This window comes from Plantibacter sp. MMLR14_011 (assembly GCF_001865025.1).
Classification (GTDB): Bacteria; Actinomycetota; Actinomycetes; order Actinomycetales; family Microbacteriaceae; genus Plantibacter; species Plantibacter flavus_A.
This window is the reverse complement of the sequence record NZ_MJGW01000039.1, coordinates 189,251-214,936: the sequence shown is the minus strand read 5'-3', so window position 1 is coordinate 214,936 and position 25,686 is coordinate 189,251. Positions and strand designations below refer to the sequence as shown.

At 70.2% G+C, this 25,686-nt stretch carries 20 protein-coding genes; 13 read left to right on the top strand and 7 right to left on the bottom strand.

What is annotated here, in order from left to right; translation table 11 throughout:
* Positions 1 to 9: 9 nt before the first annotated feature.
* Both BIU99_RS13695 and BIU99_RS13690 read right to left on the bottom strand, forming a co-directional pair.
* Positions 10 to 2,886, bottom strand: a complete 2,877-nt coding sequence (locus tag BIU99_RS13695) for an MMPL family transporter (protein ID WP_139205459.1) — start codon at positions 2,884 to 2,886, stop codon at positions 10 to 12.
* Between the two features lie 63 nt (positions 2,887 to 2,949).
* Entirely contained in the window at positions 2,950 to 3,597 is a 648-nt protein-coding gene (locus BIU99_RS13690; RefSeq protein WP_071261716.1) for a TetR/AcrR family transcriptional regulator, read from the bottom strand.
* A gap of 177 nt (positions 3,598 to 3,774) precedes the next feature.
* Here BIU99_RS13690 and BIU99_RS13685 point away from each other — a divergent pair, with 177 nt between their 5' ends.
* Both BIU99_RS13685 and BIU99_RS13680 read left to right on the top strand, forming a co-directional pair.
* Positions 3,775 to 4,077: a hypothetical protein gene (locus tag BIU99_RS13685; protein ID WP_139205458.1), complete on the top strand. Its 303-nt coding sequence runs from the start codon at positions 3,775 to 3,777 to the stop codon at positions 4,075 to 4,077.
* Positions 4,078 to 4,224: 147 nt separating this feature from the next.
* Positions 4,225 to 5,451: an MFS transporter gene (locus tag BIU99_RS13680; RefSeq protein WP_071261713.1), complete on the top strand. Its 1,227-nt coding sequence runs from the start codon at positions 4,225 to 4,227 to the stop codon at positions 5,449 to 5,451.
* Positions 5,452 to 5,476: 25 nt separating this feature from the next.
* Here BIU99_RS13680 and BIU99_RS20170 read toward each other — a convergent pair whose 3' ends face one another.
* Together BIU99_RS20170 and BIU99_RS13670 are read right to left on the bottom strand one after the other, a co-directional pair.
* Positions 5,477 to 6,346 carry an AraC family transcriptional regulator gene (locus BIU99_RS20170; protein WP_217635003.1) on the bottom strand — a complete coding sequence of 290 codons (870 nt, stop codon included), beginning with the start codon at positions 6,344 to 6,346 and terminating at the stop codon, positions 5,477 to 5,479.
* A 112-nt stretch (positions 6,347 to 6,458) separates the two neighbouring features.
* Positions 6,459 to 7,625 (bottom strand): hypothetical protein, encoded by a 1,167-nt coding sequence (locus tag BIU99_RS13670; protein WP_071261711.1) that lies wholly within the window; start codon positions 7,623 to 7,625, stop codon positions 6,459 to 6,461.
* 218 nt (positions 7,626 to 7,843) lie between these two features.
* Between BIU99_RS13670 and ppk2 the strand changes: the two genes are divergently transcribed.
* From ppk2 to BIU99_RS13625, 10 genes are all read left to right on the top strand, one after another.
* Positions 7,844 to 8,668: a polyphosphate kinase 2 gene (ppk2, locus tag BIU99_RS13665; RefSeq protein ID WP_071261709.1), complete on the top strand. Its 825-nt coding sequence runs from the start codon at positions 7,844 to 7,846 to the stop codon at positions 8,666 to 8,668.
* A 263-nt stretch (positions 8,669 to 8,931) separates the two neighbouring features.
* Positions 8,932 to 9,021, top strand: coding sequence for a K(+)-transporting ATPase subunit F (gene kdpF / locus BIU99_RS13660; RefSeq protein WP_056009336.1), 90 nt, complete (start codon positions 8,932 to 8,934; stop codon positions 9,019 to 9,021).
* Positions 9,021 to 10,694, top strand: coding sequence for a potassium-transporting ATPase subunit KdpA (kdpA, locus tag BIU99_RS13655; protein WP_071261707.1), 1,674 nt, complete (start codon positions 9,021 to 9,023; stop codon positions 10,692 to 10,694). The genes kdpF and kdpA overlap by 1 nt, the downstream gene beginning before the upstream one ends.
* A 94-nt stretch (positions 10,695 to 10,788) precedes the next feature.
* A complete protein-coding gene (gene kdpB / locus BIU99_RS13650; RefSeq protein WP_071261705.1) occupies positions 10,789 to 12,954 on the top strand; it encodes a potassium-transporting ATPase subunit KdpB in 2,166 nt (721 codons plus the stop codon).
* A 33-nt stretch (positions 12,955 to 12,987) separates the two neighbouring features.
* Entirely contained in the window at positions 12,988 to 13,596 is a 609-nt protein-coding gene (kdpC, locus tag BIU99_RS13645; RefSeq protein ID WP_071261704.1) for a potassium-transporting ATPase subunit KdpC, read from the top strand.
* 3 nt (positions 13,597 to 13,599) lie between these two features.
* The gene (locus tag BIU99_RS13640; protein ID WP_071261702.1) at positions 13,600 to 16,095 is read left to right on the top strand and encodes a DUF4118 domain-containing protein; all 2,496 of its coding nucleotides are present in this window, start codon (positions 13,600 to 13,602) and stop codon (positions 16,093 to 16,095) included.
* Positions 16,092 to 16,778, top strand: a complete 687-nt coding sequence (locus BIU99_RS13635; RefSeq protein WP_071261701.1) for a response regulator — start codon at positions 16,092 to 16,094, stop codon at positions 16,776 to 16,778. Before BIU99_RS13640 ends, BIU99_RS13635 begins: the two co-directional genes overlap by 4 nt.
* 154 nt (positions 16,779 to 16,932) lie before the next feature.
* The gene (locus BIU99_RS13630; RefSeq protein ID WP_071261699.1) at positions 16,933 to 17,385 is read left to right on the top strand and encodes an SRPBCC family protein; all 453 of its coding nucleotides are present in this window, start codon (positions 16,933 to 16,935) and stop codon (positions 17,383 to 17,385) included.
* A complete protein-coding gene (locus BIU99_RS20010; RefSeq protein ID WP_153303361.1) occupies positions 17,375 to 17,515 on the top strand; it encodes a hypothetical protein in 141 nt (46 codons plus the stop codon). The genes BIU99_RS13630 and BIU99_RS20010 overlap by 11 nt, the downstream gene beginning before the upstream one ends.
* 138 nt (positions 17,516 to 17,653) lie before the next feature.
* Positions 17,654 to 18,889 carry an MFS transporter gene (locus tag BIU99_RS13625; protein ID WP_071261697.1) on the top strand — a complete coding sequence of 412 codons (1,236 nt, stop codon included), beginning with the start codon at positions 17,654 to 17,656 and terminating at the stop codon, positions 18,887 to 18,889.
* 56 nt (positions 18,890 to 18,945) lie between these two features.
* Here the strand turns inward: BIU99_RS13625 and BIU99_RS13620 are convergent, their stop codons facing one another.
* Positions 18,946 to 20,400, bottom strand: coding sequence for a threonine/serine exporter ThrE family protein (locus tag BIU99_RS13620; protein ID WP_079001064.1), 1,455 nt, complete (start codon positions 20,398 to 20,400; stop codon positions 18,946 to 18,948).
* A gap of 146 nt (positions 20,401 to 20,546) precedes the next feature.
* Here BIU99_RS13620 and BIU99_RS13615 point away from each other — a divergent pair, with 146 nt between their 5' ends.
* Entirely contained in the window at positions 20,547 to 21,968 is a 1,422-nt protein-coding gene (locus BIU99_RS13615) for an HNH endonuclease signature motif containing protein (protein ID WP_071261696.1), read from the top strand.
* A gap of 18 nt (positions 21,969 to 21,986) precedes the next feature.
* Here the strand turns inward: BIU99_RS13615 and BIU99_RS13610 are convergent, their stop codons facing one another.
* Together BIU99_RS13610 and BIU99_RS13605 are read right to left on the bottom strand one after the other, a co-directional pair.
* Positions 21,987 to 24,674, bottom strand: a complete 2,688-nt coding sequence (locus BIU99_RS13610) for an alpha-L-rhamnosidase (RefSeq protein WP_079001062.1) — start codon at positions 24,672 to 24,674, stop codon at positions 21,987 to 21,989.
* A 97-nt stretch (positions 24,675 to 24,771) separates the two neighbouring features.
* Entirely contained in the window at positions 24,772 to 25,686 is a 915-nt protein-coding gene (locus BIU99_RS13605; protein WP_071261694.1) for a carbohydrate ABC transporter permease, read from the bottom strand.

Below are 25,686 nucleotides of genomic sequence, written 5' to 3'. Positions count from 1 at the left end.
CCGCCCGCACTACCTCGGCGCGCGGACGACCACGACGCCACCGACGGGCGGCTCGACGACCGCGGTGCCGTTGTCGGCGTCGACCGCGATGACGTAGGCACCGACGGCCACGCGCTGCACACCGGCGGTCGCCGGGTGCACGATGACGTCGAGCCCGGGCTCCACCCGGGAGACCTGCCGGTCGGCCGGGTCGGGGTCGGTCGTGAGCACGTGCGCCGGGTGCGTCCGCTCGGCGGCGGCTGCCGCCTCCCGGCGCGTCAGCTCACTCGACGGCGTGGCGACGTGCGCTGCCGTCCCCGCGGTCACGCCGGCTCCGAGGGCCGCCGTCTCCGCACCGTCGACCGCGTTCCGCGGCTCGCCGCTCGACGGGGCGGTCGCGACCGAACCCGTGTCATGCGGGTGGCTGCGCTCGAGCGCGGCACCCTCGACGTCGACGTTCGGGAGGATGCGGTCGAGCCACTTCGGGATCCACCAGGCGCTCTTCCCGAGCAGATGCATGACCGCCGGGATGAGGAGCATACGGACGACGAACGCGTCGACGAGCACACCGAACGCGAGACCGAACCCGATCGACCGGATCATCGCCGAGTGGGAGAAGATGAACCCGCCGAAGACGGAGATCATGATGATCGCCGCCGCCACGACGACCGTGCGGCCGGCGTGCAGCCCGCGCTGGACCGCCAAGCGCGCCGGGGCACCGTGGGCGAACGCCTCACGCATGCCGGACACGAGGAACAGCTGGTAGTCCATCGCGAGCCCGAAGAGGATGCCGATCAGGATCGTCGGCAGGAAGCTCAGGATGGGTCCCGGGTCGTGCACGCCGAACACCGGTCCGAGCCAGCCCCACTGGAAGATCGCCGTGATGCCACCGAAGGTCGCCGCGAGCGACAGCATGAAGCCGAGCGTCGCCGTGAGCGGCACGAGGATCGAGCGGAACACGAGGATCATGATGATCAGCGACAGACCGACCACGAGCGCCAGGTAGAGCGGGAGGGCGTCGGACAGCTGCTTCGAGACGTCGATGTTGCCGCTCGCACTGCCGGCCACGCCGAGCTCGACGTCACCCGACAGCGGCGAGAGGTCGCGCAGGTCGCGGACGAGCTGCTCCGTGGAGACCGCGTTCGGGCCCTCCTTCGGGATCACCTGGAAGGCGAGCACGGAGTTGTCGTCCGATGCGCCCACCGGTGCGACGGCCTTCACGTCGTCCTGGTCGGCGATCTCCTGGCCGATCCGCACCTGCTCGTCGAGGACCTCCTCGTCGGTGGCGGCGTCGGGCAGCGTGGCGACGACGAGCAGCGGCCCGTTGACGCCGGCACCGAACTTGTCCTCGATGAGTGTGTAGGACTGGTACTGCGTCGAGTCGACGGCTTCCGAGCTGCCGTCCGGCAGGCCGAGGCGCATGTCGAGCGCGGGGATCGCGACGACGCCGAGCACGACGAGTCCGGCGACGAGCGTGCCGACGGCGCGCAGCGTGCCCATGGGCTTGGTCGGGACGGCGTCCGGACGCGGCGTGCCGATGGTGCCGCGTGCCTTCCGGCTGAGGATGCGGAGGCCGAGCAGCGACAGCAGGGCGGGCGTCAAGGTGACCGCGAGCAGGATCGCGACGGCGACGCAGATCGCGCCGACGGTGCCCATCAGGCCGAGGAAGGGGATGCCCGTGACGTTGAGCGCCAGCAGCGCGACGAGGACGGTCGATCCTGCGAAGACGACGGCGTTGCCCGAGGTGCCGTTCGCGAGTCCGATGGACTCGTGCAGCTCGACGCCCGCGAGCAGCTGCTTGCGGTGTCGGTTGAGGATGAACAGCGAGTAGTCGATGCCGACCGCGAGCCCGAGCATGACGCCGAGCACCGGCGTGATCGAGAGCATGTCGACGACGCCCGAGAGCGAGAGCGACGCGGTGACGCCGACACCGACGCCGACGATCGCGGAGACGAGCGGGAGCGATGCGGCGATGACCGTGCCGAGCATGACGAGCAGCGTGATCGCCGCGATGATGAGGCCGATCGCCTCACCCACGCCGAACAGCTGCGGCAGGCTCTGCGCGAGCTCGTTCGAGAACTCGACCTCGACGCCCGACGGGACGTCCTCCTTCACCTGGTCGATGACCGACTGCTTCGTCTCCGGCGTGACCTCCTGCTGACGCTTGTCGAAGACGACGTTCGCGACCGCTGTGGTGTCGTCGGTCGAGACGGTGCGGATGCCCGAGGAGAGGTCGAGGAGCTGGGAGGAGAGCTCGAGCTTCGTGCTCTGCTCGTCGAGCTTCGCGAGGTTCTCGGTGATGGTGGCCTGCTGGGCGTCGAGCGCCGTCTGCTGCTGCGTGATGGCGGTCTGCTGGGCGTCGAACTGGGCCTGTGCGGCGGCCGGGAGCGTGCCGCCGGCGGCCTGCTGCGCCTGCGCGAGCGCGGCGCTCAGCTGGGTCTGCGCGTCGGTCAGCTGCTGCTGTCCGGCGTCGAGCTGCGTCTGGCCGTCGGTCAGCTGGGTGCGGCCGTCGTCGATCTGCGTCTTGCCGTCGGAGATCTGCTTCGCCTGGTCGGCGATCGTCTCCTGCGTCTCGAAGGGGTTGACCGTGGTGTCGACGCCCTTCAGGTCGGCCGTCTCGTCGAGCAGCTCGCCGATCGCGGTCTTCTGGCTGTCGGTGAAGGCGTCGCCGTCCTTCGTGTGGAACACCATCGCCCCGGTGCCGCCGGACGCGCTCGGGAACGACTCCTCGAGCTGGTCGGTGACCTTCGCGGTCGGCGTGCCCGGGATGGTGACGGCGCTCGAGAGGGTGCCACCGAAGGCGAGGAACGCGCCGACCGAGATGCCGAGGATCACGATCCAGGAGATGAGGACGGCCCACGCGCGACGCGCGGAGAAGCGTCCGAGGCGATACAGCAGTTCAGCCAAGGGAGTCTCGATTCTTCGGGAGGTGGTGCTGGTGTCGTGTGCGGGGACGGAACGGGAAGCGGGTCAGTGCGTGGACGCGTAGCCGGTGCGGACGCTCGCGATGAGCCGTTCCAGCAGGTCGGTCCAGAGGGCACGGGCTTCATCGTCCGTGGTGGCGCCGGTACTCGCGATCCAGTGGTGGGCGAGCACTTCGACACCGTGCATGAGGGAGGACACCAGGAAGCCGGCCTCGAGTTCGTCGACGTCGGTGTTGCGCTCGGCCAGTTCGTGGGCGAGCTCCTGGGTGGTGCGGGAGAAGGTGGCCTGGAAGAGCTGCTGCGGGCGCGAGTCGTCGTGTGCGAAGCCGCCGAGCGCGTTCCAGAGGAAGGCGATGACGCGGGGGATGTCGGTCGTGCGAAGCGCTGCGGCGACGTCCTCGAACATCGACACGCGCGACCCGGGGCCTGCCGGTCGTGCGTTGACGGCGGACCGGAAGCTCTCGATCACGACGGCCAGCTCCTCCGTGCAGGAGGTGGTGACGAGGTCGTCGATCGAGGAGAAGTGGTTGAACACCGTGCGGCGCGAGACGTCGGCGCGCTCGGCGATGACGTCGACGTTGAACCCCGCGATGCCCTGCTCCGCGATCATGACGCGGGCGGCGTCGAGGATCGCGCGATGGTGGCGCGCGCGGAGGGCGGCGCGTCGATCCTCGGCGGGGGCGGTGGTGGACACGTGGGTACACTACGTGCACCGATGCACTGAGTGCAACTTGTTGAGGCGGAGTTCACCGATCTGCCAGGAAGCGCTCGAATCACCGTCGATTCGTAGACGAATCGTGGCGACTGAGCCATATGCACCGAAGGCGAGCTAGCCTGGACATCTGGAATTTCAGGAGGGCGGAGGATCGCCGTGAAAACCACCATGGATGCACGCCCCACGAGGTCGACGGGCTGGGTTCACCTGGCGTTCATGGTGGCGTGCGCGCTCGGCATCTCGATTGGAGTGACTGCCATCATCGGCATGTTGCTCGCGGCACTGGCCTTCAGTCAGACGACGACGATCGTCGTCCCGTTCATCGCAACCTTCCACGGGTTCCTGGACACCACCGGAACGCAAGCAGTGACCGTCAGCGGATCGTGGGCCGCCGCAGGGATCCTGGCCATGGTGGCCGCCGCCGCCCTGTCGGCTCTCGCGGCCCGGCGTAGGCGCTGATTTGCCCGAACCTGCACGAATATCCGCGACTTTCGTGCAGGAATGGGCGACTCAGCGACGTCGGGACGGGTGCAGGGATGGACAGATGGTCGGGTCGGGCGGACTGGGCGTCGGATGGGGAGGTCACGGCTCCGGCAAGCTGAGAGCATGACGACAGACGAGAAGCTCGATGCTCCACGAACGGGCTCGGTCCCCACGACGCACACAGCCGCGCCCGCCGCCCCTCGCACGCGGACCGCATGGGCCGCCGTCGCCGTGATGATGGCGACGAGCTTCGTGCTCGTGCTCGCCGAGTTCCTGCCGCCGAGCCTGCTGCCGTCGATGGCAGCCTCGCTCGGGATCACCGAGGGCCAGGCAGGCCAGGCCGTCACCGCGACGGCGTTCATCGGCTTCCTCACCGCACCGACGATCGGCATCCTCGTCCCGCGGCTCGACCGCCGCCTCCTGCTCGTCCTGCTCGCAGCGGCCGCCGCGGTGTCGAGCGCGCTCGTCGCGATCTCCGGCGACTTCGTCATGCTGCTCATCGCCCGCCTCCTACTCGGCGCAGCCCTCGGCGCCTTCTGGGCGATGTCGATCGCGATCGCCGCCCGGTTGTCCGCTCCGCACCACCTCGGTCGGGCGATCATGCTCGTGAACACCGGCACCACCGTCGCGACGGTCGCCGGTGTCCCGGTGGGCACCTACCTCGGTTCGGTCATGGACTGGCGCCTCATCTTCGCCGGTGTCGCGGTCATCACCGCGGTGGTGGCGGTCGCCTTGCGACTCGTCCTGCCGCCCGTCGCCCCGGCGCCGTCCAGCGGCGGTCTGCGGTCGCTCGTCGACACGCTCCGGGTCCCCGGCATCCGCGTCGGCCTCACGGGGCACATCCTGACCGTCCTCGGCCACTTCATCGCCTTCACCTACATCCGGCTCGCGATCGAGCGGGTGCCGGACCTCGACGCGGCCGGTGTGGCCGTCCTCCTCGCGGCGTTCGGTCTCGGCGGCGTGGTCGGCAACTTCGTGATCGGACTCCTCGTCGACCGCCACCTCGCGGCTCTGCGCTTCGTCGTCCCGGCCTTCATCGGCGTCTCGATCGCACTCGTGACCCTGCTCCCGGGGCAGCCTTGGATCGTGACCATCGCGATCACCACCTGGGGCATGGGCTTCGGCGCCTGGCTCACGACCCTGAGCACGTGGATGGGTCGCCTCGTCCCGGACCGCATGGAGTCCGGTGGCGGACTCGTCGTCGCGGGGTTCCAGCTCGCGATCACCGTCGGTGCCGGAGCGGGTGGACTGCTCGTCGACGCGGTCGGCATCGTCCCGGCGCTCACGGTCGCGGCGATCTCCGCGATCATCGGTGGCATCGTCTTCGGGTCGGCGCGCACCGCGCGGTGACGCCGAAGGCCGCCCGGCCGACCGCCTACGCGGCGAGCGCCGCCTCGGCACGCCAACGGGCGGGCGTCAGGCCCGTGTACCGCTGGAAGGCGCGCGCGAACCCGTCTTCCGACGCGTAGCCGAGGGCACCGGCGAGCTCGGCCACGGACGCGTCGCCCGTGAGGATGAGCCCCTTGGCCGTCTCCATGCGCACGGTCGTGAGGTAGGCGCGCGGTGTGTGCCCGACGACCTCGCGGAACCGCTCTGCGAACGCCGACCGCGACATCATGGCGATGCGGGCGAGCGTCTCGAAGGTCCACGGTCGCCCAGGTTCGGCGTGCAGGGCGTCGAGGACCGCACCGATGTGCGGGTCGCCGATGCGCTGCAGCCAGCGCTCCGGTGCGCAGCCGGCCTCGTTCCAGGTGCGCAGCGCGGCCGACACGATCGTGGTCGCGATGCGGCTGCAGATGACGCTGTCGCCCGGCCGCGGACGACCGGCCGCCTGCGGGCAGCCCATACCTTCCAGGAGCGCCACCATCGAGGGCTCCTGGCCGGCGAAATCTCCGACGTACAGGTGCTCGGGCAGCGTCTCCGCCACCTGCTGGCGTTGACCCGGCGGGGTGAACGCGACGTCGAGGAGCTCCGCGTCCTCGAGCGCGACCACCGTCGTGGCGTGGGCGCGGGGGAAGAAGACGAGGTCGCCGGCGTCGAGGTCGCGGGTGCCGTCGGTGGCCGTGAGGCGGACGCGGCCGCTGGAGAGGTAGACGAAGCCGGACGCCGCGTGCGGCCGCCGCAGCGGAACGTTCGCGGCGAGGCGGTCGCGGTCGGTGCCGTGGATCGTCCACTCCAAGCTCGCGAGCGCGCGATCGAAGGTGTCGGTCGCGGGCCCTGCGGGAGCGGTCAGGGTGGTGGTCACACCGTCGTGAACGCGAATGCGTCACCGGATGTTCCGCGACCTGCAAGCTGAGTCGCCCGGATCTGTCCGGTTTCGGAGTGAATCCGAGCAGATTCGGGCGACTCGGTTGCGGCTAGCGCCCGTCGATCACGGACATCAACCCCGCGAAGGCGAAGGCGCCCGGGATGAAGTACAGCAGCGTGCGGGTGACGAGCCAGCTGACCGCGCCGACGGCCACCCAGATCGCATGGAAGCGCGCCCGCACCGTGAGACGACGGCCCTCCTCGCCGACGACCGTCTCCTTCCGGGTCCAGACCTGCTCAGCCTCCATGGCGTCCCGTGCCGCCTCGAGGACGCTCTCCGCGTCCTGTCCCGCCACCCGTTCGTCGCGGTACCGCTCAGCCCTCGTGATGAGACGCGGGACGAGGTCGCTGAGGATCGCGTCGACGGCGACCCAGGGGGCGGCGTACGAGAAGTCGGCGGCCGGCTTACTGAAGAAGACGACCCGATCATCGACCATCTCCACGTTGTAGTACGCCGCGGTGCTGACGAGCGACGACATCACGTCGGGGGTCAGCACGTATCGCGCGTCCGTTCCGTAGCCGGACGGTGCGTAGACGCGGAACCACCGGTCGAAGTCGCCCTCGAGGGAGATACGCAGACCCCGGTCGAGGCCCGGCGGCAGGTCGCTGCGGACGGTGTCGTTCGTCGTCGCGTCGAGCAGGAGGTGCGGGAGCGGGGCCGGTAGCTTCACGGTCAGGTAGTGCCAGTCCCGCGACCGCTTCGCGTCGTCGACGAGGTTGCCGAACTCGACCCGGTCGCCGACGAACCGCGGGTGGGACGACAGCTGCGGCCCCGGCGTGGTGATGAAGGCGTTGTTGTACTTCCCCGTCGTGGTGATGAGCGAGGAGAACATCGCCCGTCCTTTCGGCTCCTCCTCGAAGCCGTTCGCCACCGCGGTCAGGTGGGTCCGCCACTCGGCGAGGCGTGCCTTCGGGGATGGCGGACGTCGCGACCAGCGGTACAGGAACCAGGCCCCGACGAGGAGACCCGCGAGGACGAGCACGGCGACGAGCAACCCGACGACGTCATCGATCTCGACGCGACCGTCGTGGTACTCGTCGACGCTGACCCCGACCGAGACGAGGGCGATCGCGAGGTACCAGAGGACGAGGCTGAAGTAGAGGTGGAAGAGCACTCTCCGCCCGGTGGGCGCCCATTTGGACCGGCCAGAGCGACGCTCGTCCGCCATCGCCGCGGCGACCTCGTGTTCGGGCGCCGTCAGCCACCGCAGTTCCACTGATCCAGATCCCCTCGACGCCCTCGACGTCCAAGCCTAGGACAGCGCGCGCGTGACTATACGCCTGTCGGCACCCGGATGACACACCCCACGGGAATCGGTCGGCAGGCGCAGGCTGGGCGCGAGTGCTGCCCCGCCGGGGCGGGCACCGAGCACTGCACCACCGCGCCGGTCAGGCGTCGAACCAGTCCTCGCGGGGACGGGCGGGAACACACAGCATGTCGAAGGCTCCGAACCGGAACAAGTCGCCCAAACGCATCCGGAAGGACCGCTACGAAGCGGAGCTGGAACGGCTGCAGATCGAACTGGTCGCGATGCAGCGCTGGGTGATCGAGACCGGCGCGCGAGTCGTCGTGGTCTTCGAGGGCCGCGACGCCGCGGGTAAGGGCGGCGCGATCAAGCGCATCGTCCAGTATCTGAACCCGCGTTCGGCGCGGGTCGCCGCCCTGCCGACCCCCGGTGAGCAGGAGCGCGGCCAATGGTATTTCCAGCGGTACATCCAGCACCTGCCGACCGCGGGTGAGATCGTGCTGTTCGACCGCTCCTGGTACAACCGTGCCGGCGTCGAGCGGGTGATGGACTACTGCACTCCGGAGCAGTACCGGCGGTTCCTCCGCCAGACTCCCGTGTTCGAGCGGATGCTCGTCGAGGACGGCATCATCCTCGTCAAGTACTGGTTCTCGGTCTCCGACGAGGTCCAGGAGCAACGGTTCCGCTCGCGCCTCGACGACCCGATGCGCCGCTGGAAGCTGTCCGACACGGACCTCCAGTCGATCACCCGCTGGGAGGACTACTCGCGCGCCAAGGACGAGATGTTCGAGGCCACGGACCACGCGGACGCACCCTGGTGGACGATCGAGAGCGACGACAAGCGGGCGTCCCGGTTGAACGCGATCTCGCACCTGCTCTCTCAGATCCCCTACGAGCAGCGCGCCCCCGAGCCGATCGACATCCCCGCGCGGCCGGGCGCCGACGGGTACGACCGACCCGCGCGCGAACGGTACCGGTACGTGCCGGATCACGCCCACACCCTCGGGAGCTGAGCAGGAGGGCAGGACGGCGGCCTGGAGGAGGAGCACACCGTAGGGAGGTCGTGAGGATCCGCGCGGAAGGCGTATGGAAACCGTGAGGACCGCCGTCGGAGGTCACTGACGGGTGTTGGCTCTGAGCTGTCCCGAACGGGACACCGCACCACGCACCCGCACCACGCACCCACTGGAGTCCTCTTGCTCGACCTCGTCTACGTGCTCGGCGTCATCGCCGTGTTCGCTCTGGTCGGCCTCGTCGCCCGGGGAGTGGAGAGACTGTGATCGTCTTCGAACTCCTCGCCGCCGTCCTGGCCGTCGCCGCCGTCGTGTACCTCGTGTACGCGCTCGTGAAACCCGAGAGGTTCTGATGCAGACCCTCTTCGCGATCCTGCAGGTCTCGACCCTCGTCCTGGTCCTCGTGCTGCTCTACCGTCCACTCGGTGAGTACCTCGCCCGGGTGTACACCTCCGGCAAGGACTTCGCCGTCGAGCGCGGCTTCTACCGCGTGATCGGTGTCGACGCCCGCTCCGAGCAGACCTGGCAGGCCTACCTCCGCGGGGTGCTCGCCTTCTCGCTCGTCGGCGTCCTCCTCGTCTACGCCCTCCAGCGCGCCCAGGCCGTCCTGCCCTTCGCGCTCGGCCTCCCGGCCGTCCCCGAGGGCCTGTCGTTCAACACGGCCGTGTCCTTCGTCACGAACACCAACTGGCAGTCGTACTCCCCCGAGGTCACGATGGGCTACACCGTGCAGCTCACGGGCCTCGCGGTGCAGAACTTCGTCTCCGCCGCCGTCGGCATCGCCGTCGCGATCGCCCTCGTCCGCGGGTTCGCGAGTCGCCGCAGCGGCACCATCGGCAACTTCTGGGTCGACCTCACCCGTGGCACCCTCCGCGTGCTGCTGCCGCTCTCCGTCGTCATGGCGGTCGTGCTGATCGCGGGCGGGACCATCCAGAACCTCAACGGCTTCACCGACGTCACGACCATCACGGGCGCGACGCAGACCATCCCCGGCGGACCGGTCGCCTCCCAGGAGGCCATCAAGCTCCTCGGCACGAACGGCGGCGGGTTCTTCAACGCGAACTCCGCGCACCCGTTCGAGAACCCGACCGCGTGGACGAGCCTCGTCCAGAACATCCTCATGCTCGCGATCCCGTTCTCCCTGCCGCGCACCTTCGGCCGCATGGTCGGCGACCACAAGCAGGGCTACACGATCCTCGCGGTCATGGGCGTCATCTTCCTCGCCTCGTTCTCGATCCTCACGGCGCTCGAAGCCCGCGGCCTCGGAGCGGCACCGATGGCCGCCGGCGGCGCGATGGAGGGCAAGGAGCAGCGTTTCGGCGTCTTCGCCTCGACGCTGTTCGGCTCGACCTCGACGCTCACCTCGACGGGTGCCGTCAACTCGATGCACGACTCCTACACGGCCCTCGGCGGCATGATGCCGATGATCAACATGATGCTCGGCGAGATCGCCCCCGGCGGCGTCGGCTCAGGCCTGTACGGCATGCTCGTGCTCGCCGTCATCGCCGTGTTCATCGGTGGGCTGCTCGTCGGCCGGACCCCGGAGTACCTCGGCAAGAAGATCGGCCCACGGGAGATCAAGCTCGCGAGCCTGTACATCCTCGTGACGCCGACGCTCGTGCTCGCCGGCACCGCACTGAGCTTCGCGATCCCCGGCGTCCGTTCGGATGTGGAGACGACGTCGATCTGGAACCCGGGCCTCCACGGCCTGTCCGAGGTCCTCTACGCCTTCACCTCCGCGTCGAACAACAACGGTTCCGCGTTCGCCGGTCTCACGGCGAACACCCCGTGGTTCAACACGGCGCTCGGCGTCGCGATGCTGCTCGGCCGCTTCGTCCCGATCGTGCTCGTCCTCGCGCTCGCCGGTTCGCTGGCTGCACAGGACCGGGTGCCGTCGACCGCCGGAACGCTCCCGACCAACCGGCCGCAGTTCGTCGGCCTCCTCACCGGTGTCGCCGTGATCATCACCGCACTCACGTACTTCCCCGTACTCGCGCTGGGTCCCCTGGCGGAAGGGCTCTCATGAGCCACGTCCACGACGCACACGCCGTGATCATCACCGCACCCACCTCCTTCCCCGTACTCGCGCCAGGCCCCCTGGCGGAAGGGCTGTCATAACCATGTCCACCACGCACACGCTTCCCGCCCCGGCGGAACCCGAGCAGGAGCAGGACCACCACCACGAGCCCGCGAAGGCCGCCTTCGGTCCGGCACAGCTGCTCGCCGCGACCCCGGGCGCCTTCCGCAAACTCGACCCGCGGCTCATGGTCAAGAACCCGGTCATGTTCATCGTCGAGGTCGGCGCGGCGCTGACCACCGTCCTCGCGATCGCCGAACCGTTCCTCGGTGGGGCGCAGGAGTCCGGCGGCTCGGCCGTGCCGGCGTCGTTCACCTGGGGCATCGCGATCTGGCTGTGGCTCACGGTCGTCTTCGCCAACCTCGCGGAGTCCGTGGCCGAAGGCCGCGGCAAGGCGCAGGCCGACAGCCTCCGCAAGACGCGCACCTCGACCATGGCGAACCAGGTCACGGCCTACGACGCCTCGGCTGATCCGTCCGCGGAGCACGCCGCCATCGGCCAGGTCTCCTCGGCGGATCTCACCCTCGGCGACGTCGTCGTGGTGACCGCCGGCGAGCTCGTCCCGGGCGACGGCGACATCGTCTGGGGCATCGCCTCGGTCGACGAATCGGCGATCACGGGCGAGTCGGCCCCGGTCGTCCGCGAGTCCGGCGGCGACCGCAGCGCCGTCACGGGCGGCACCCGCGTGCTGTCCGACCGCATCGTCGTCCGCATCACCTCGAAGCCCGGCGAGACCTTCGTCGACCGCATGATCGGCCTCGTCGAGGGCGCGGCGCGGCAGAAGACGCCGAACGAGATCGCGCTCAACATCCTGCTCGCGAGCCTGTCGATCGTGTTCGTGGTCGTCGCGCTCACGCTCAACCCGATCGCCTCCTATGCGGCGGCTCCCGTCAGCGTCCCGGTCCTCATCGCCCTGCTCGTCTGCCTCATCCCGACGACCATCGGCGCCCTGCTCTCGGCCATCGGCATCGCCGGTATGGACCGACTCGTGCAGCGCAACGTGCTCGCGATGTCCGGCCGGGCGGTCGAGGCCGCCGGCGACGTCACGACCCTGCTGCTCGACAAGACCGGCACCATCACCTACGGCAACCGCCAGGCGGTCGAGTTCATCGCCCTCCGCGGTGTCACGCCGGAAGAGCTCGCGCAGGCCGCAGCCCGGTCCTCGCTCAGCGACCCGACGCCCGAGGGCAAGTCGATCGTCGACCTCGCGGCCGAGCGTGGCATCCACCTGGACGGGTCCGGCGCTGGCGAGATCGTCCCGTTCACCGCGCAGACCCGCATGAGCGGCCTCGACCAGCCGGACGGCGCACAGATCCGCAAGGGTGCCGGCTCAGCCGTACTGGCCTGGGTGGAGTCGTTCGGATCCCTCGCCGAGGCGACCCGCGCCGAGCTCCAGGAGCACGTCGAGGCGGTGTCCGCCGGCGGCGGCACCCCGCTCGTCGTCGCACAGACCGACACCACCGGCACCGCGCGGGTGCTCGGCGTCGTCCGCCTGAAGGACGTCGTGAAGGCCGGCATCGCGGAGCGGTTCGCCGAGCTGCGCGCCATGGGCATCCGCACGGTCATGATCACGGGTGACAACCCGCTCACCGCCAAGGCGATCGCCGCCGAGGCCGGAGTCGACGACTTCCTGGCCGAGGCGACGCCCGAGCAGAAGCTCGAGCTCATCCGCAAGGAGCAGGAGGGCGGCAACCTCGTCGCGATGACCGGTGACGGGACGAACGACGCTCCGGCGCTCGCGCAGGCCGACGTCGGTGTCGCGATGAACACGGGCACCTCCGCTGCGAAGGAGGCCGGCAACATGGTCGACCTCGACTCCGACCCGACGAAGCTCATCGACATCGTCCGGATCGGCAAGCAGCTGCTCATCACGCGAGGTGCGCTCACGACGTTCTCGATCGCGAACGACGTCGCCAAGTACTTCGCGATCATCCCGGCCATGTTCGCCGGGGTGTTCCCGGGGCTCGCTCTGCTCAACATCATGCAGCTGCACTCCCCCGCGTCGGCGATCCTCTCGGCGATCATCTTCAACGCGATCATCATCGTGATCCTGATCCCGCTGGCCCTCCGCGGCGTGAAGTACCGACCGCTCAGCGCCTCGAAGGTCCTCAGCCGGAACCTGTTGATCTACGGGCTCGGTGGCGTGATCGCGCCGTTCATCGGCATCAAGCTCATCGACCTCGTCGTCACCCTGATCCCCGGCTTCTAGCCCCACCCAGCACACGAAAGCAGACAGATCATCATGAGTGCCTCCCGCAGCGGCATCGCCCAGTACTGGGTCGCCATCAGGGCCATGCTCGCCCTCACCGTCGTCCTCGGCGTCGGCTACCCCCTCATCGTCACCGGCATCGGGCAGGCGACGATGTCCTGGCAGGCGAACGGATCCGCCGTCACCGAGGGTGGCGAGACGGTCGGCTCGGCGCTCATCGGGCAGTCGTTCACCGACGCCGACGGCGAACCGCTGCCGCAGTGGTTCCAGTCGCGTCCGTCGGCGGCCGGCGACGGCTACGACGGTGGCGCGTCGAGCGGCAGCAACCTCGGGCCGGAGAACACCGACCTCGTCGCATCGATCGAGGAGCGCCGCGCTGCCATCGCCGCCTTCGAGGACGTCGATCCGTCGAGCATCCCCGCCGACGCGCTGACGGCCTCCGCGTCCGGCCTCGACCCGCACATCAGCCCGGCCTACGCGCTGCTGCAGGTTCCCCGCGTCGCCGCCGAGCGCGGCCTCGACGAGGGTGAGGTCCGTGCCCTCGTCGAGCGCCTGACGCAGGGTCCCGACCTCGGCTACCTTGGGGAGTCCACGGTCAACGTCCTGCAGCTCAACCTCGCCGTGGCCCGACTGAACGGATAACCCATGCAGCGCGGACGACTCCGGGTGCTCCTCGGCGCGGCCCCCGGCGTCGGTAAGACCTACGCGATGCTCGAGGAGGGTCACCGTCTCGCCGCGGAGGGCGTCGACGTGGTCGTCGCGGTCGTCGAGACCCACGGCCGGGCCGCGACCGCCGCCCTGACGGAGGGGCTCGAGACCTTGCCGCGTCGGGGCGTCGAGCACCGGGGCGTGACGCTCGACGAGATGGACCTCGAGGCCGTCCTCGCGCGCCGCCCCGGACTCGCGCTCGTCGACGAACTGGCCCACACGAACGCCCCCGGCTCCACGAACGACAAGCGCTGGCAGGACGTCGAGGCCCTGCTCGCCGCCGGTGTCTCCGTGCTCTCGACGGTGAACATCCAGCACATCGAGTCGCTCAACGACGTCGTCCGGCAGATCACCGGGGTGCCGCAGCGGGAGACGATCCCCGACGCCGTGCTCCGGGCGGCCGACCAGATCGAACTCATCGACCTCGCTCCACAGGCCCTCCGCGACCGCCTCGCCGGCGGCCGGGTCTACCCGGCCGAGCGGATCGACGCCGCCCTGTCCAACTACTTCCGTCTCGGCAACCTCACGGCACTGCGCGAGCTGGCGCTGCTGTGGCTGGCCGACGAGGTCGATTCCGCCCTCCGCGACTACCGCGCCGAACACGGCATCGACAGCACCTGGGAGGCGCGTGAGCGGGTCGTCGTGGCCCTCACCGGCGGACCGGAGGGCGAGACCCTGCTCCGGCGCGGCGCCCGGATCGCAGCCCGCTCCTCCGGCGGTGAGCTCATCGCCGTGCATGTGACGACGCAGGACGGCCTCCGCACCGCGAACCCCGGCGCACTCGCGCAGCAGCGAGCGCTCGTCGACACCCTCGGCGGCACCTTCCACCAGGTCGTCGGCGACGACGTCCCCCGTGCGCTCGTGGACTTCGCGAAAGCGGCGAACGCGACGCAGCTCGTCATCGGCGTCAGCCGGCGCAGTCGCCTGTCCGCCGCGGTCACGGGGCCCGGCATCGGCAACACGGTCATCCGTGAGTCGGGCAACATCGACGTCCACATCGTCAACCACGAGGCGGCGGGCGGCCGGTTCCGACTGCCGAAGCTCGGCGGCGCCCTGAGCGCACGGCGCCACATCGCGGGCTTCGCGCTCGCGCTCATCGGCGGGCCGCTCGTCACCTGGCTCCTCCACCTCGCCCGCACCGAGGAGTCGATCACGAGCGAGGTGCTGTCGTACCAGCTGCTCGTCGTGCTCGTCGCGCTCGTGGGCGGGTTCTGGCCGGCGGTGTTCGCGGCCGTCCTGTCCGGGGTCACGCTCGACTTCGTCTTCGTCCAACCGCTCTACACCGTGACCATCGACGATCCGGCGCACCTCGTGGCGCTCGTGCTCTACGTCGTCATCGCGGTGATCGTGAGCGGGGTCGTCGACCTCTCGGCCCGGCGGGCTCGCACGGCCAGGCGCGCGGCCGCGGAGTCCGAGCTGCTCGCGACGGTCGCGGGCAGCGTGCTCCGCGGCGAGGGTGCCCTGCAGGCACTCGTCAGCCGGACCCGTGAGTCCTTCTCGCTCGCCGGGGTGCGCCTCGTCGCGGGTGAGCAGGTCCTCGCGGTCGACGGCGAACCGACCCGCGGAGGCGACTTCACGAGCATCCCGATCGGCACCCGTGCGGTGCTCGAACTGCACGGCGGGGTGCTCGCCGCCTCCGACCGCCGCCTGCTCGCCGTCATCGCAGCGCAGCTCGACGCCTCGCTCGAGCACACCGATCTACGCGCCACCGCCCAGGAGGTCGGCCCGCTGGCCGCGACCGACCGGGTGCGGAGCGCGCTGCTCTCGGCGGTCAGTCACGACCTCCGGCGCCCCCTCGCCGCCGCGACCGCCGCCGTCACCGGACTGCGCGCGACCGACGTCGAGCTCACCACGGCGGACCGCCGCGACCTCCTCGAGACCGCGGACGACAGCCTGCGCACGCTCGCGTCCCTCGTCACCAACCTGCTCGACGTCAGTCGCCTCCAGGCCGGTGTCCTCGCCGTGACCGTCGCACCGATCGACGTCGAGGACGCGATCCTGCCGGCCTTCGACGAACTCGGCATCGGCCCGCACGACGCCGAGCTCGATCTCGCACCGGACCTGCCACCTGTCCTCGCGGACGCCGGCCTCCTCCAGCGCGTCATCGTGAACCTCCTGACGAACGCGCAGCGTTTCAGTCCCGACGACACCCCCGTCCGGATCGCGACGAGCGGGTTCCGCGACGCCGTCGAGATCCGCATCGTGGATCACGGCCCTGGCATCGCACCCGACCGGCGGGAGGACGTGTTCGTCCCGTTCCAGCGGCTCGGCGACACCGACAACCTCACCGGTCTCGGCCTGGGACTCGCGCTGTCGAAGGGCTTCGTCGAGGGGATGGGTGGCACACTCGAACCGGAGGACACGCCGGGTGGGGGTCTCACCATGGTGGTGTCGCTGCCGGCGGCACGTGACCAGGAGGGGAGCGCTCGATGAAGATCCTCATCGCCGACGACGACCCGCAGATCCTCCGGGCCCTGCGCATCACGCTCACCGCCCGCGGCTACGAGATCATCACGGCCGAGGACGGCACCGCTGCGCTCAACGCCGCGACGACGCACCGGCCCGACCTGTACCTGCTCGACCTCGGCATGCCCGGGCTCGACGGGCGGCAGGTGATCGAGGGCCTCCGCGGCTGGACCGACGCGCCGATCCTCGTGGTGTCCGGTCGTGCCGGCTCGACGGACAAGGTCGAGGCGCTCGACGCCGGAGCCGACGACTACGTGACGAAGCCGTTCGCGATCGACGAACTGCTCGCCAGGGTCCGAGCGCTCACCCGACGGGTCCCCGGTGCCGAGGCGGAACCCACCGTGCGGTTCGGCGACATCATGGTCGACCTCGCCGCGAAGCAGGTCACCAGGCAGACCGCTGGTGCGACCCCGGTCACCGTCCGCCTGACGCCGACGGAGTGGCAGGTGCTCGAGCTGCTCATCCGGAACGCCGGCAAGCTCGTGACCCGACAGATGCTGCTCACGGAGATCTGGGGTCCGACGCACGTGACCGACACCGGCTACCTGCGCCTCTACATCGCGCAGCTGCGGAAGAAGCTCGAGCCGGAGCCGGCAACCCCCCGCCATCTGCTCACCGAGGCCGGTATGGGGTACCGCTTCCAACTCTGAGCGAGGGCACGCGTCGCGACGGCCAGGGTAACAGGTTGCAGCGCCTGTGGCCATGCCCCCGGAATCGCAGCTTGCACGCGTACCGTCGCAGTCGCGTCCGGGCTTTCCGGACGAGACCCGTGCAGGTACCGCAGCACCAGAGAGGATGGCGCCCATGACGCAGATCATCGAAACCATCGACGTGGACGTTCCCGTCTCCGTCGCCTACAACCAGTGGACCCGCTTCGAGGACTTCCCGAAGTTCCTCGACGAGGTCGAGTCGATCACGCAGGTCACCGACACCCTCACCGAGTGGACGGTGAGCGTCGCCGGCCAGACCCGCACCTTCGAAGCGGAGATCACCGAGCAGCACCCGGACGAGCGCGTCGCCTGGAACAGCACGGGCGGCGAGGCGGACCACGCCGGCGTCGTCACCTTCCACCGCCTGGAGGACGCCAAGACGCGCGTCACCGTGCAGCTGGACTGGGAGCCCAAGGGCCTCCTCGAGCACCTCGGTTCCGCCGTCGGTGTGGCCGGACATGCGGTGAAGAAGGACCTCGGCAACTTCAAGCAGCTCGTCGAGACCGAAGGTCAGACCGGGCAGGGATGGCGTGGCGATGTCGAATAACGGACCCGAGTCGGACGCGCAGCGCGCACACGACGACGACATCGAGCAGGCCGTGACGAAGCCCGAGGAGGTCGATCCCGAGACGGGGACCGACGCCGAGGGCGATCCCGTCGAGAACCCCTCGGGCTGATCCTTCCTCGTCGGCCCGTCCGAGGGGAGCACCGCCCCGAGACGGGGACCGACCCCGAAGGCGATCCCGTCGAGAACCCCTCGGGCTGATCCTCTGATTCCTGCCAGCCGGCAGTTCCACCGCCTCTAGGCTCGGAGCATGAGTGCTCGCGCCGGTCAGGCGAACCCCCGCCCCGCGCTGTCCGCCCCTCTTCGGCGGCGGCGCGGGGCGATCTTCGTCTTCATGCTGACCCTCGGGGTCGGCCTGTCATCCTTCATCGTCCGCACGCCCGCGGTCCGCGACCTCGTGCACGCGAGCACCGCCGAGATGGGGCTCATCCTCTTCGGCATCTCGATCGGTTCGATGACGGGCGTCCTGTCCTCGGCGGCGTTCGTCCGCCGCTTCGGCGCCCGACGCCCGATCCTCATCGGTGGTAGCGCCTTCGTCACGGGGCTCGCCCTCCTCGCCCTCATGGCCGGTGCCGGCCAAGGCGTGGGCGTGTTCGTCGGGCTGGTCGGCATCGGCCTAGGTTTCGGCCTTGCCGAGATCGCGATCAACATCGAGGGTGCGACGATCGAGCAGCTGTCCGGACGGTCCATCCTGCCCGTGCTCCACGGCTGCTACAGCCTCGGCTCCGTCATCGGATCCGTCGCCGGCATCGCGCTCACGGCGATCGCCTTCCCCGTGACCATCCACTTGTTGATCGTCGTGGCCGTGGCCCTCGCGGCGCTGCTGTGGGCGATCCCGAAGATCCCGGCCGACACGGGACGTCAGACGGACACGGGGGTCGGCTCCCCCGGCATCCGCGCGCAGCTCGCGGTGTGGCGACAGCAGCGTGTGATCTTCCTCGGACTCATCGTGCTCGCCCTCGCGCTGGCGGAGGGCGCCGCCGGCGACTGGTTGCCGCTGATCATGGTCGACGGACACGGAACCACGGCGGCCGTCGGTTCGATCGTCTTCGGCGGGTTCGCGCTCGCCATGACGATCGGTCGCTTCGCCGGTGAACCGCTCCTCGCCCGCTTCGGCAAGGCCAACGTGCTGCGGGTGAGCGCGCTGGTGTCGGCGGTCGGGATCGCGCTCGTCGTCTTCTCCGACAGTGTGCTCGTCGCGGGGCTCGCGGTCCTGCTCTGGGGGCTCGGAGCGGCGCTCGGCTTCCCGGTGACCCTCTCGGCGGCGGGTGAGAGCGACGATCCGACGACGACCGTCGGCGCCGTCGCTTCGGCCGGCTATGTCGCGTTCCTCGTCGGGCCGCCGCTGCTCGGGTTCCTCGGGGAGCATTTCGGTCTGCGCGGCGCGATGATCGTCGTGCTCGCCGTCGTCGTCCTGGCGTCGTTCCTGACGTCCGCGGCGAAGCCCCAGGCCCGGCAGCGGACGGCCGCGCCGACCGGTCCCTGAGCCGAACCCCGGTCCCTGAGCCGCGTCAACCGGTCCCTGAGCAACAACCGCCCCGGTCAGCGCGGATGGCGCTTGGAGCGCCGGATGTACCCGGGCAACAGCACCCGGCCGGAGACACCCGAGCGACGCGCGAGGATCTCGCCGAAGGTGACGCCCGCGGCGAGCGCGAGGCCGGTGAGCCCCGCCTGCAGGAGCTGCTCGAAGCCCTCCGAACCCTGCTCACCGTTCACGAGGGCGAGCATGCCGCGGTAGATCGCGAGCCCGGGCAGCAGCGGGACGATCCCGCAGATCGTCAGGATGATCGCCGGGATCCGCAGCCGCGGGCCGAGCGCCTCCGCAGCGAACCCGATCACGAGTGCGGCGAGCGCACTGGCCGCCGCCGGGGCGACGCCGCTGCCGGACACGAACACGAACACCGAGAACGCGATGGCGCCGGTCACGCCCGCGAAGAACGCCGCGCGGAGGGCCGCGTACGAGGCCATCGCCCAGGCTGCCGAGGCGACGGCCGCTCCGACGATCTGCACGGCGACCGGCCAGGGGCTCACGGGGAGGTCGAAGAGGACGAGCGAGATGCCGAGTCGTCGGGCGAGGTCGAGCACCCCACCGATGCCGACGACGATCCCGATGGTGAGGAGCATCACCTCGACGAGGCGTCCGCTTGCGGTGACCGGGAACCCGTTGATCGCGTCGTCGGCCGCCCCGACGAGTGAAGCGCCGGCGAGGAGGACGACGATGCCGGACGCCACGATGAGGGCTGGGGGCAGCGCGGAGAGGTCCGCCGGGACGTAGGGGCTGAGGATGGAGATGAGGACGGCGACCGTCGTGGCGATGGCCGCTCCGGTGAGTTGGAGGAAGAAGACGGGCAGCTTCCAGACGTTCAGGGCCCGGAACGCGCTGTCGATGAGTGCCGTGGTGGCTGCGGCGAGCAGCATCGAGACCACGCCGCCGCCGAGGAGGACGGCGACGGCCGCGGCCATGGTCGACAGCAGCACGGTGATGAAGCCGCGACGGTAGGTGCGACGGGCGGTGAGGATGCGGTCGAGGTCGCGATGGGCGGTGCCGAGGCGGGCGTGCAGTTCGTCGAGCACGTCCGCCTCCTCGTCGCGGGCGACGTCGGTGACGGTCATGATCGGCTCGGAGCGACGGGTGATCCCTTCGGCGACCACGACGACCTTCGCGAGCCGGTCGAAGTCGGCTGCGGGCGAACGGACGACGCGCAGCACCGTGACCCCCGGTGACCGCTCGGACCCGTCGTGCGCGATGAGGATGGAGGTGAAGGTGAGGTCGACCTGGCATTCGAGGTCGAACGCGCGGCAGACCCGGCGGATGGCGTCGGTGACCTCGGCCGCTGCGGCTCCGAGCGCCAGCATCGACTCACCGATCCGGCCGGCCAATTCGAGCACTTCGCGCACGGGCCGTTCGGCGTTGAGGCGGACGACCGCCTGCTCGTCGACACCCTCCGGCGCCGCTCCTCGGACTCCCCCGGCCAGCTGACTCAGCAGCGAACGCATACCCACCCGCTCATCGTACGAGCCACCGGTGACCGCGGTCTCGCCCTGGCGTTCGGCGGTCGGCTGTGCGAGGCGATGGGCGGGTCAGAGCGGCCCGGATCCTCGTGATCATCTCGAATGTCAGTGGTCCATGTTGGACTGGAGTCATGACCGAGACCGCCACGTTCGAGGGCCCCGAGGTGCACGAGCGCTCGGGGTATCCGGAGCACCCGGAACACCCGAGCGATGTGTTCGCCGCTCGGATGGCGTCGTTCACCGACCGCTTCGTCGACCTCGCCCGGCGCCGCGCGGCGCTCGACGCCGAGGAGGCGCAGCTGCTGGCCGAGGCCTTCTCCTACGCCGATGCGACCGCGTCAGCGCTCGTCTCCGCGAGCACCACCTCGACCGACGCCCGCGACCTCGCGAGGCGGTCGATGTGCGCGTCGCTCGCGATCGCCACGAGGATGTCCGAGCCGACGCTCCAGGCGCGGGTCGGCGACGCCGAGGCGCTCGTCCACCACGCACCCGTCGTGCTCGAGGCGCTCGCGCAGGGTTCCATCAGCGGCGGTCACGCCCGCGCGATCACCGACCAACTCCGCGACGTCCCGGCGGAGGGCCGCGCGGTGTTCCTGGAGCAGGTGCTGCCCGTCGCCCTCCGATCGACGACCGCACGCCTCCGGCAGCGCGCGAGGGTCGTACGGGAACGACTGCACCCCGAATCGATCACCGCCCGGCGCACGCGCTCGATCACCGAGCGCCGTGTCGAGCTCGAGGCTGCGGCCGACGGCATGGCCTGGCTGCACCTGTTCACCACCGCCCCGCTGGCGCACGCGATCAGGAACCGCCTCGACGCCGTCGCGGTCCCGGCGCGGATCGCCGGCGACACCCGCACGCTCGCTCAGCTGCGTGCCGACGCCCTCGCGTCGCTCGCCGTCGCCGGAACGGTGCACGACGACGTCGGTCCCATCCCGGTCGACCCGGAGACGACCGGGACGTTCACGTGGCTCCCCGGTTCCGCGCCGCTCGACGACGCCGCCAGGATCGTCGAAGAGGCGGTCGCCGCCCGGGCCGACCCCCTACTCGCCGAGCCCGTCGGCATCGAGGCCCGCATCCGGGCCACCGTCCAGATGACCGTCCCGGCCCTGTCCACCCTCGGCATCACCGACGAACCCGGCGTGCTCGACGGCTACGGCCCGATCGACCCCGACACCGCCGCCCGACTCGCCGTCACGGCCCCCTCCATGACCCGCATCCTCACCCAACCGGAAACGGGAGCCGTCGTGTCCGTCGGGCGCGAGCAGTACCGGGTACCGGCAGACCTGGCGCGCGCCGTCCGCCTGCGAGACACCACGTGTCGGGCACCGGGCTGCGGACGGGCCGCCCGGAGCTGCGACCTCGACCACTCGATCGCCTGGCAGGACGGCGGCACGACAGCTGTCGACAATCTGGCCTGTCTCTGTCGACATCATCACCGGCTGAAACACCTGCCGGGTTGGAACCTCGAGCACCACCCCGGCGGCATCCTCACCTGGACCACACCCGACGGCCGACGACACGAGACGAGACCCGAGCTCGCCGAGACCGGGTGAGCCTGGGCGACCCCGGGCTCAGTCGGTGACGACCGGCACCACGAACCGGTGCTCACCGTGCGCGACCACCTGCTCCTCCGCACCGGGGAGGGCGATCTCAGCGGTGACGCCGACGGGCACGACCACGGCGACCTCCAACGTCTCACCGGCGACCCGCCAGGACACACTGATGCGACCGTAGGGCGACTCATGCGCGACCGCCGCCGACGTCAGCCGCGGATCGGGTCGAGGCGCGATCCGCACCCGACGGTACCCCGGCGCGACACTCGTGAGCCCACCGATGGTTCGGTGCATCCAGTCGGCGACGGCCCCGAGGGCGTAGTGGTTGAACGACGTCATCCCGCCGGGGTTCACGGTCCCGTCCGGACGGAGGCTGTCCCAGCGCTCCCAGATCGTCGTGCCGCCCTGCTTCACCGTGTACAACCACGACGGGCACTCGTCCTCGAACAACAGGTCGTAGGCGGTCGACAGGTGGCCGCTGTCGGTCAACGCGTCCGTGATGAGCGGTGTCCCCGCGAAGCCGGTCGCGATGCGGTTGCCGGCCGCGGCGACGAGCTCGGCGAGCCGACGACCCGCCCAGCCCCGCTGCTCCGGAGTCGGGAACAGTCCGAACTCCAGTGCCAACGAGTACGCCGTCTGCGCATCGCTCGTCAGCTCGCCCGAGTCGAGCACGTACTCCGCGGCGAAGGCGTCCCGGACCGCTGCCGCGAGCCGCCCGTAGTGCTCGGCGTCAGCCGTCAGTCCGAGTTCGGCCGCCGTCTCTCCCAGTCGCTTCGCCGACCACGCGAAGTACGCGGTCGCGACGAGGTAGCGGTCGGTCGCGGCATCGGCTGGATCGTTCGGGGGTGCAGCCGGGTCGAGCCAGTCGCCGAGCTGGAAGCCCGTGTTCCACAGATGGCCGGGCCCTGCGAGACGGTCGACGAGGTCCACCCACCGCTTCGCGCTCTCGTACTGCGTCGCGAGCACCCCACGGTCTCCGAACCGTTCGAACAGGGTCCACGGCGTCAGGACGGCGACGTCGCCCCACACCGCGCCCGGCCGGATCGGCGTCCACTCACTGCCACCGGGGATGACCGGGACGTACCAGGGGATGGTCCCGTCGTCGAGCTGCTCCGCCTCCACGTCCCGCAGCCACCCGCCCAGGAACCCCGCGCAGTCATAGAGGAACGACGCCGTCGGGGCGAACACCTGGATGTCTCCGGTCCAGCCGAGTCGCTCGTCGCGCTGCGGGCAATCGGTCGGTAGGCCGACGAAGTTGCCACGCATCCCCCAGACCACGTTCTCGTGCAACCGGTCGAGCAGCGGGTCGGACGATTCGAACCACCCCGTGCGCTCCATGTCGCTGTGGTAGACGAGCGCCTCGACGTCCGACGGATCGAACGCGCCCGGCCATCCCGTGATCTCGGCGTACCGGAATCCGTGGAACGTGAAGCGCGGCTCCCAGACCTCGACGTGATCCGGGCCATCGGTGCCATCGGCGGCATCGGCGTCGGATGCCGGACCACGCAGCGTGTACCGGTCGGTCGCGAGGGCACCACGCAGCGGACGGGTGTAGATCTCGCCGTCCTGCATGACCTCCGCATGGCGGAGCTGCACGGTCGTCCCGCGCGCTCCGGAGACCCGGATGCGGAGGCGACCAACGAGGTTCTGCCCGAAGTCGAGCACCGTGGCGCCCGAGGGCGAGGTGGTCACCTCCACCGGCAAGACGATCTGCGTGTTCCGGACCGGCGGCCCCTGCGGCGCCACCAGTGTCCCGGTGTCGCGCGACCCGACGGCGACGGGAGAGAAGCCCTCACCGTCGAACCCCGGAAGCGACCACCCGGCCACCTCCTCACGCGCGTCGTAGTGCTCGCCGAAGTAGAGGTTGCTGCGGAGGATCGGCCCGAACCCGGCCGTCCAGTCGGCGTCGGTGGCGATCGTCGTGCACGTGCCGTCGGCGTGCGTCACCTCGAGCTGCGCGATGAGCGACAGGTCGGCCCCGTACAGGTTGGGATACCCGCCGTGGAAGCCGATGCGGCCGCGGTACCAGCCGTCACCGAGCCAGGCCCCGATCGCGTTCCCACCCGCCCGCAGCGCGTCGAGGACGTCGTAGGTGCGGTACGTGAGGCGCTCGCCGTAGACGGTCCAGTCCGGCGCCAGGGCGTCCGCCCCGATACGGCTCCCGTTGATCTCGACCTCGGCGAGCCCGTGGGCGGTCACATAGAGGCGGGCGGAGACGACGTCGTCCGGCAGCGAGAACTCCCGACGGACGAGTGACGGTCGCCGTTCGGCCTCCGGGTCCTCCTCCCACGCGCCGCCCACCGGCGCCGCCGACCAGTCGGACGGCTCCAGCAGGCCGGCCTCAACGGTCGCCGACTCGCTCCACGCCGACCACGCACCGTCACGATCCTGGACCCGGATCCGCACCACGGCCGCCTCACGCGACGCGAGCGGTTCGAACGGCCAGTCGACGAGCACCTGCTCGGAGGACACGACCGGCTCCGCCTCCCTGCGGCTGCCGGCGCGCACCGCCTCGACCTGGTACGCGGACGGTTCGAAGCCGGACGGAGCGGTGAGCTTCCAGGACAACCGCGGCGAGGCGACGCCGATGCCGAGCGGCTCACGGAGGTGCTCGAAACGTGGCGCGGTCACGGTGACCTGCTCGGCGGCGGCAGCAGGAGGCCGACCGGCCTGGTCGGCGGTGGTGGCGGTGATGGAGGTGGTCATGGCGAGACATAGCCTTTCTCCCGGTCGGAACGGACCCGGGTGAGCGGAGTGGTGGGAAGCGCGATCGAGGGCGCTGGGGACGGCGGCGATTGAGGGATCAGCCCTTGACGGAGCCCGCCGTGAGCCCCTTCATCACCCGCTGGTTCAGCACGAGGTAGAGCACGAGGGTGCCGAACACGTTGATGCAGATGGCTGCGAACAGCGGACCGTACTGCGTGGCCCCGAACTCGCCGGTGAAGTTGAGCAGCCCGACCTGGATCGTGCGGAGGTCGGAGCTGTTCGTGAAGGTCAGCGCGATGAGCAGGTCGTTCCAGATGAAGAAGAACTGCACGAGGGCGATCGTGAAGATCCCGTTCCGGACCATCGGGAACCCGATGACGAAGAACGAGCGGATGATGCTCGCGCCGTCGAGGGTCGACGCTTCGAAGACCTCGCGCGGAATCGCCCGGAAGAAGGTCGCCATCATGAACACCGTGAGCGGCAGGCCGATCGCGGTGTAGGTGATGATGAGCGGCCAGAGCGTGCCGGAGAGCCCGGTCTGGAAGTAGACGGTGAACAGCGGCAGCAGGATCATCTGCCCCGGCACCATGATGCCGACGAGGAACGCCAGCAGGACGCCGTTCCGGCCCTTCCACACCATGACCTCGAGGGCGAAGCCGGCGGCGGTCCCGAGGACGATGATGAGCGCGAGCGCCGGGAACACCGCGAGCGCGCTGTTCGTGAGGTACTGGCCCATGTTGCCGGTGGTCCACGCTTCGATGTAGTTGTCCCAGGCGATCGAGGACGGCAGGGCGAAGGCGTCACCGTTGATGAACTCGTCGTTCGTCTTGAACGAGCTGATCACCAGCCAGAACAGCGGATAGATCGTGATGACGAGGATGACCGCGACGAGGACGTTCAGGGGCAGTTTGACCAGTCCGCGGCGGAAGCGCCGGGCGCCGGGTGAGACGCGCGGTCGGCGCTCGGGGGTCTTCGTGGGAACCGCGGTGGCGGGCAGGGTGCTGGAGGTCAT

What these genes read in the sequence shown, in the direction of transcription:
- BIU99_RS13680 (WP_071261713.1), top strand. Translation starts at nt 4,225, where the DNA reads ATGACGACAGACGAGAAGCTCGATGCTCCACGAACGGGCTCGGTCCCC.
- ppk2 (WP_071261709.1), top strand. Translation starts at nt 7,844, where the DNA reads ATGTCGAAGGCTCCGAACCGGAACAAGTCGCCCAAACGCATCCGGAAG.
- kdpA (WP_071261707.1), top strand. Translation starts at nt 9,021, where the DNA reads ATGCAGACCCTCTTCGCGATCCTGCAGGTCTCGACCCTCGTCCTGGTC.
- kdpB (WP_071261705.1), top strand. Translation starts at nt 10,789, where the DNA reads ATGTCCACCACGCACACGCTTCCCGCCCCGGCGGAACCCGAGCAGGAG.
- kdpC (WP_071261704.1), top strand. Translation starts at nt 12,988, where the DNA reads ATGAGTGCCTCCCGCAGCGGCATCGCCCAGTACTGGGTCGCCATCAGG.
- BIU99_RS13640 (WP_071261702.1), top strand. Translation starts at nt 13,600, where the DNA reads ATGCAGCGCGGACGACTCCGGGTGCTCCTCGGCGCGGCCCCCGGCGTC.
- BIU99_RS13635 (WP_071261701.1), top strand. Translation starts at nt 16,092, where the DNA reads ATGAAGATCCTCATCGCCGACGACGACCCGCAGATCCTCCGGGCCCTG.
- BIU99_RS13630 (WP_071261699.1), top strand. Translation starts at nt 16,933, where the DNA reads ATGACGCAGATCATCGAAACCATCGACGTGGACGTTCCCGTCTCCGTC.
- BIU99_RS20010 (WP_153303361.1), top strand. Translation starts at nt 17,375, where the DNA reads ATGTCGAATAACGGACCCGAGTCGGACGCGCAGCGCGCACACGACGAC.
- BIU99_RS13625 (WP_071261697.1), top strand. Translation starts at nt 17,654, where the DNA reads ATGAGTGCTCGCGCCGGTCAGGCGAACCCCCGCCCCGCGCTGTCCGCC.
- BIU99_RS13620 (WP_079001064.1), bottom strand. Translation starts at nt 20,400, where the DNA reads ATGCGTTCGCTGCTGAGTCAGCTGGCCGGGGGAGTCCGAGGAGCGGCG.
- BIU99_RS13615 (WP_071261696.1), top strand. Translation starts at nt 20,547, where the DNA reads ATGACCGAGACCGCCACGTTCGAGGGCCCCGAGGTGCACGAGCGCTCG.
- BIU99_RS13610 (WP_079001062.1), bottom strand. Translation starts at nt 24,674, where the DNA reads ATGACCACCTCCATCACCGCCACCACCGCCGACCAGGCCGGTCGGCCT.
- BIU99_RS13605 (WP_071261694.1), bottom strand. Translation starts at nt 25,686, where the DNA reads ATGACCTCCAGCACCCTGCCCGCCACCGCGGTTCCCACGAAGACCCCC.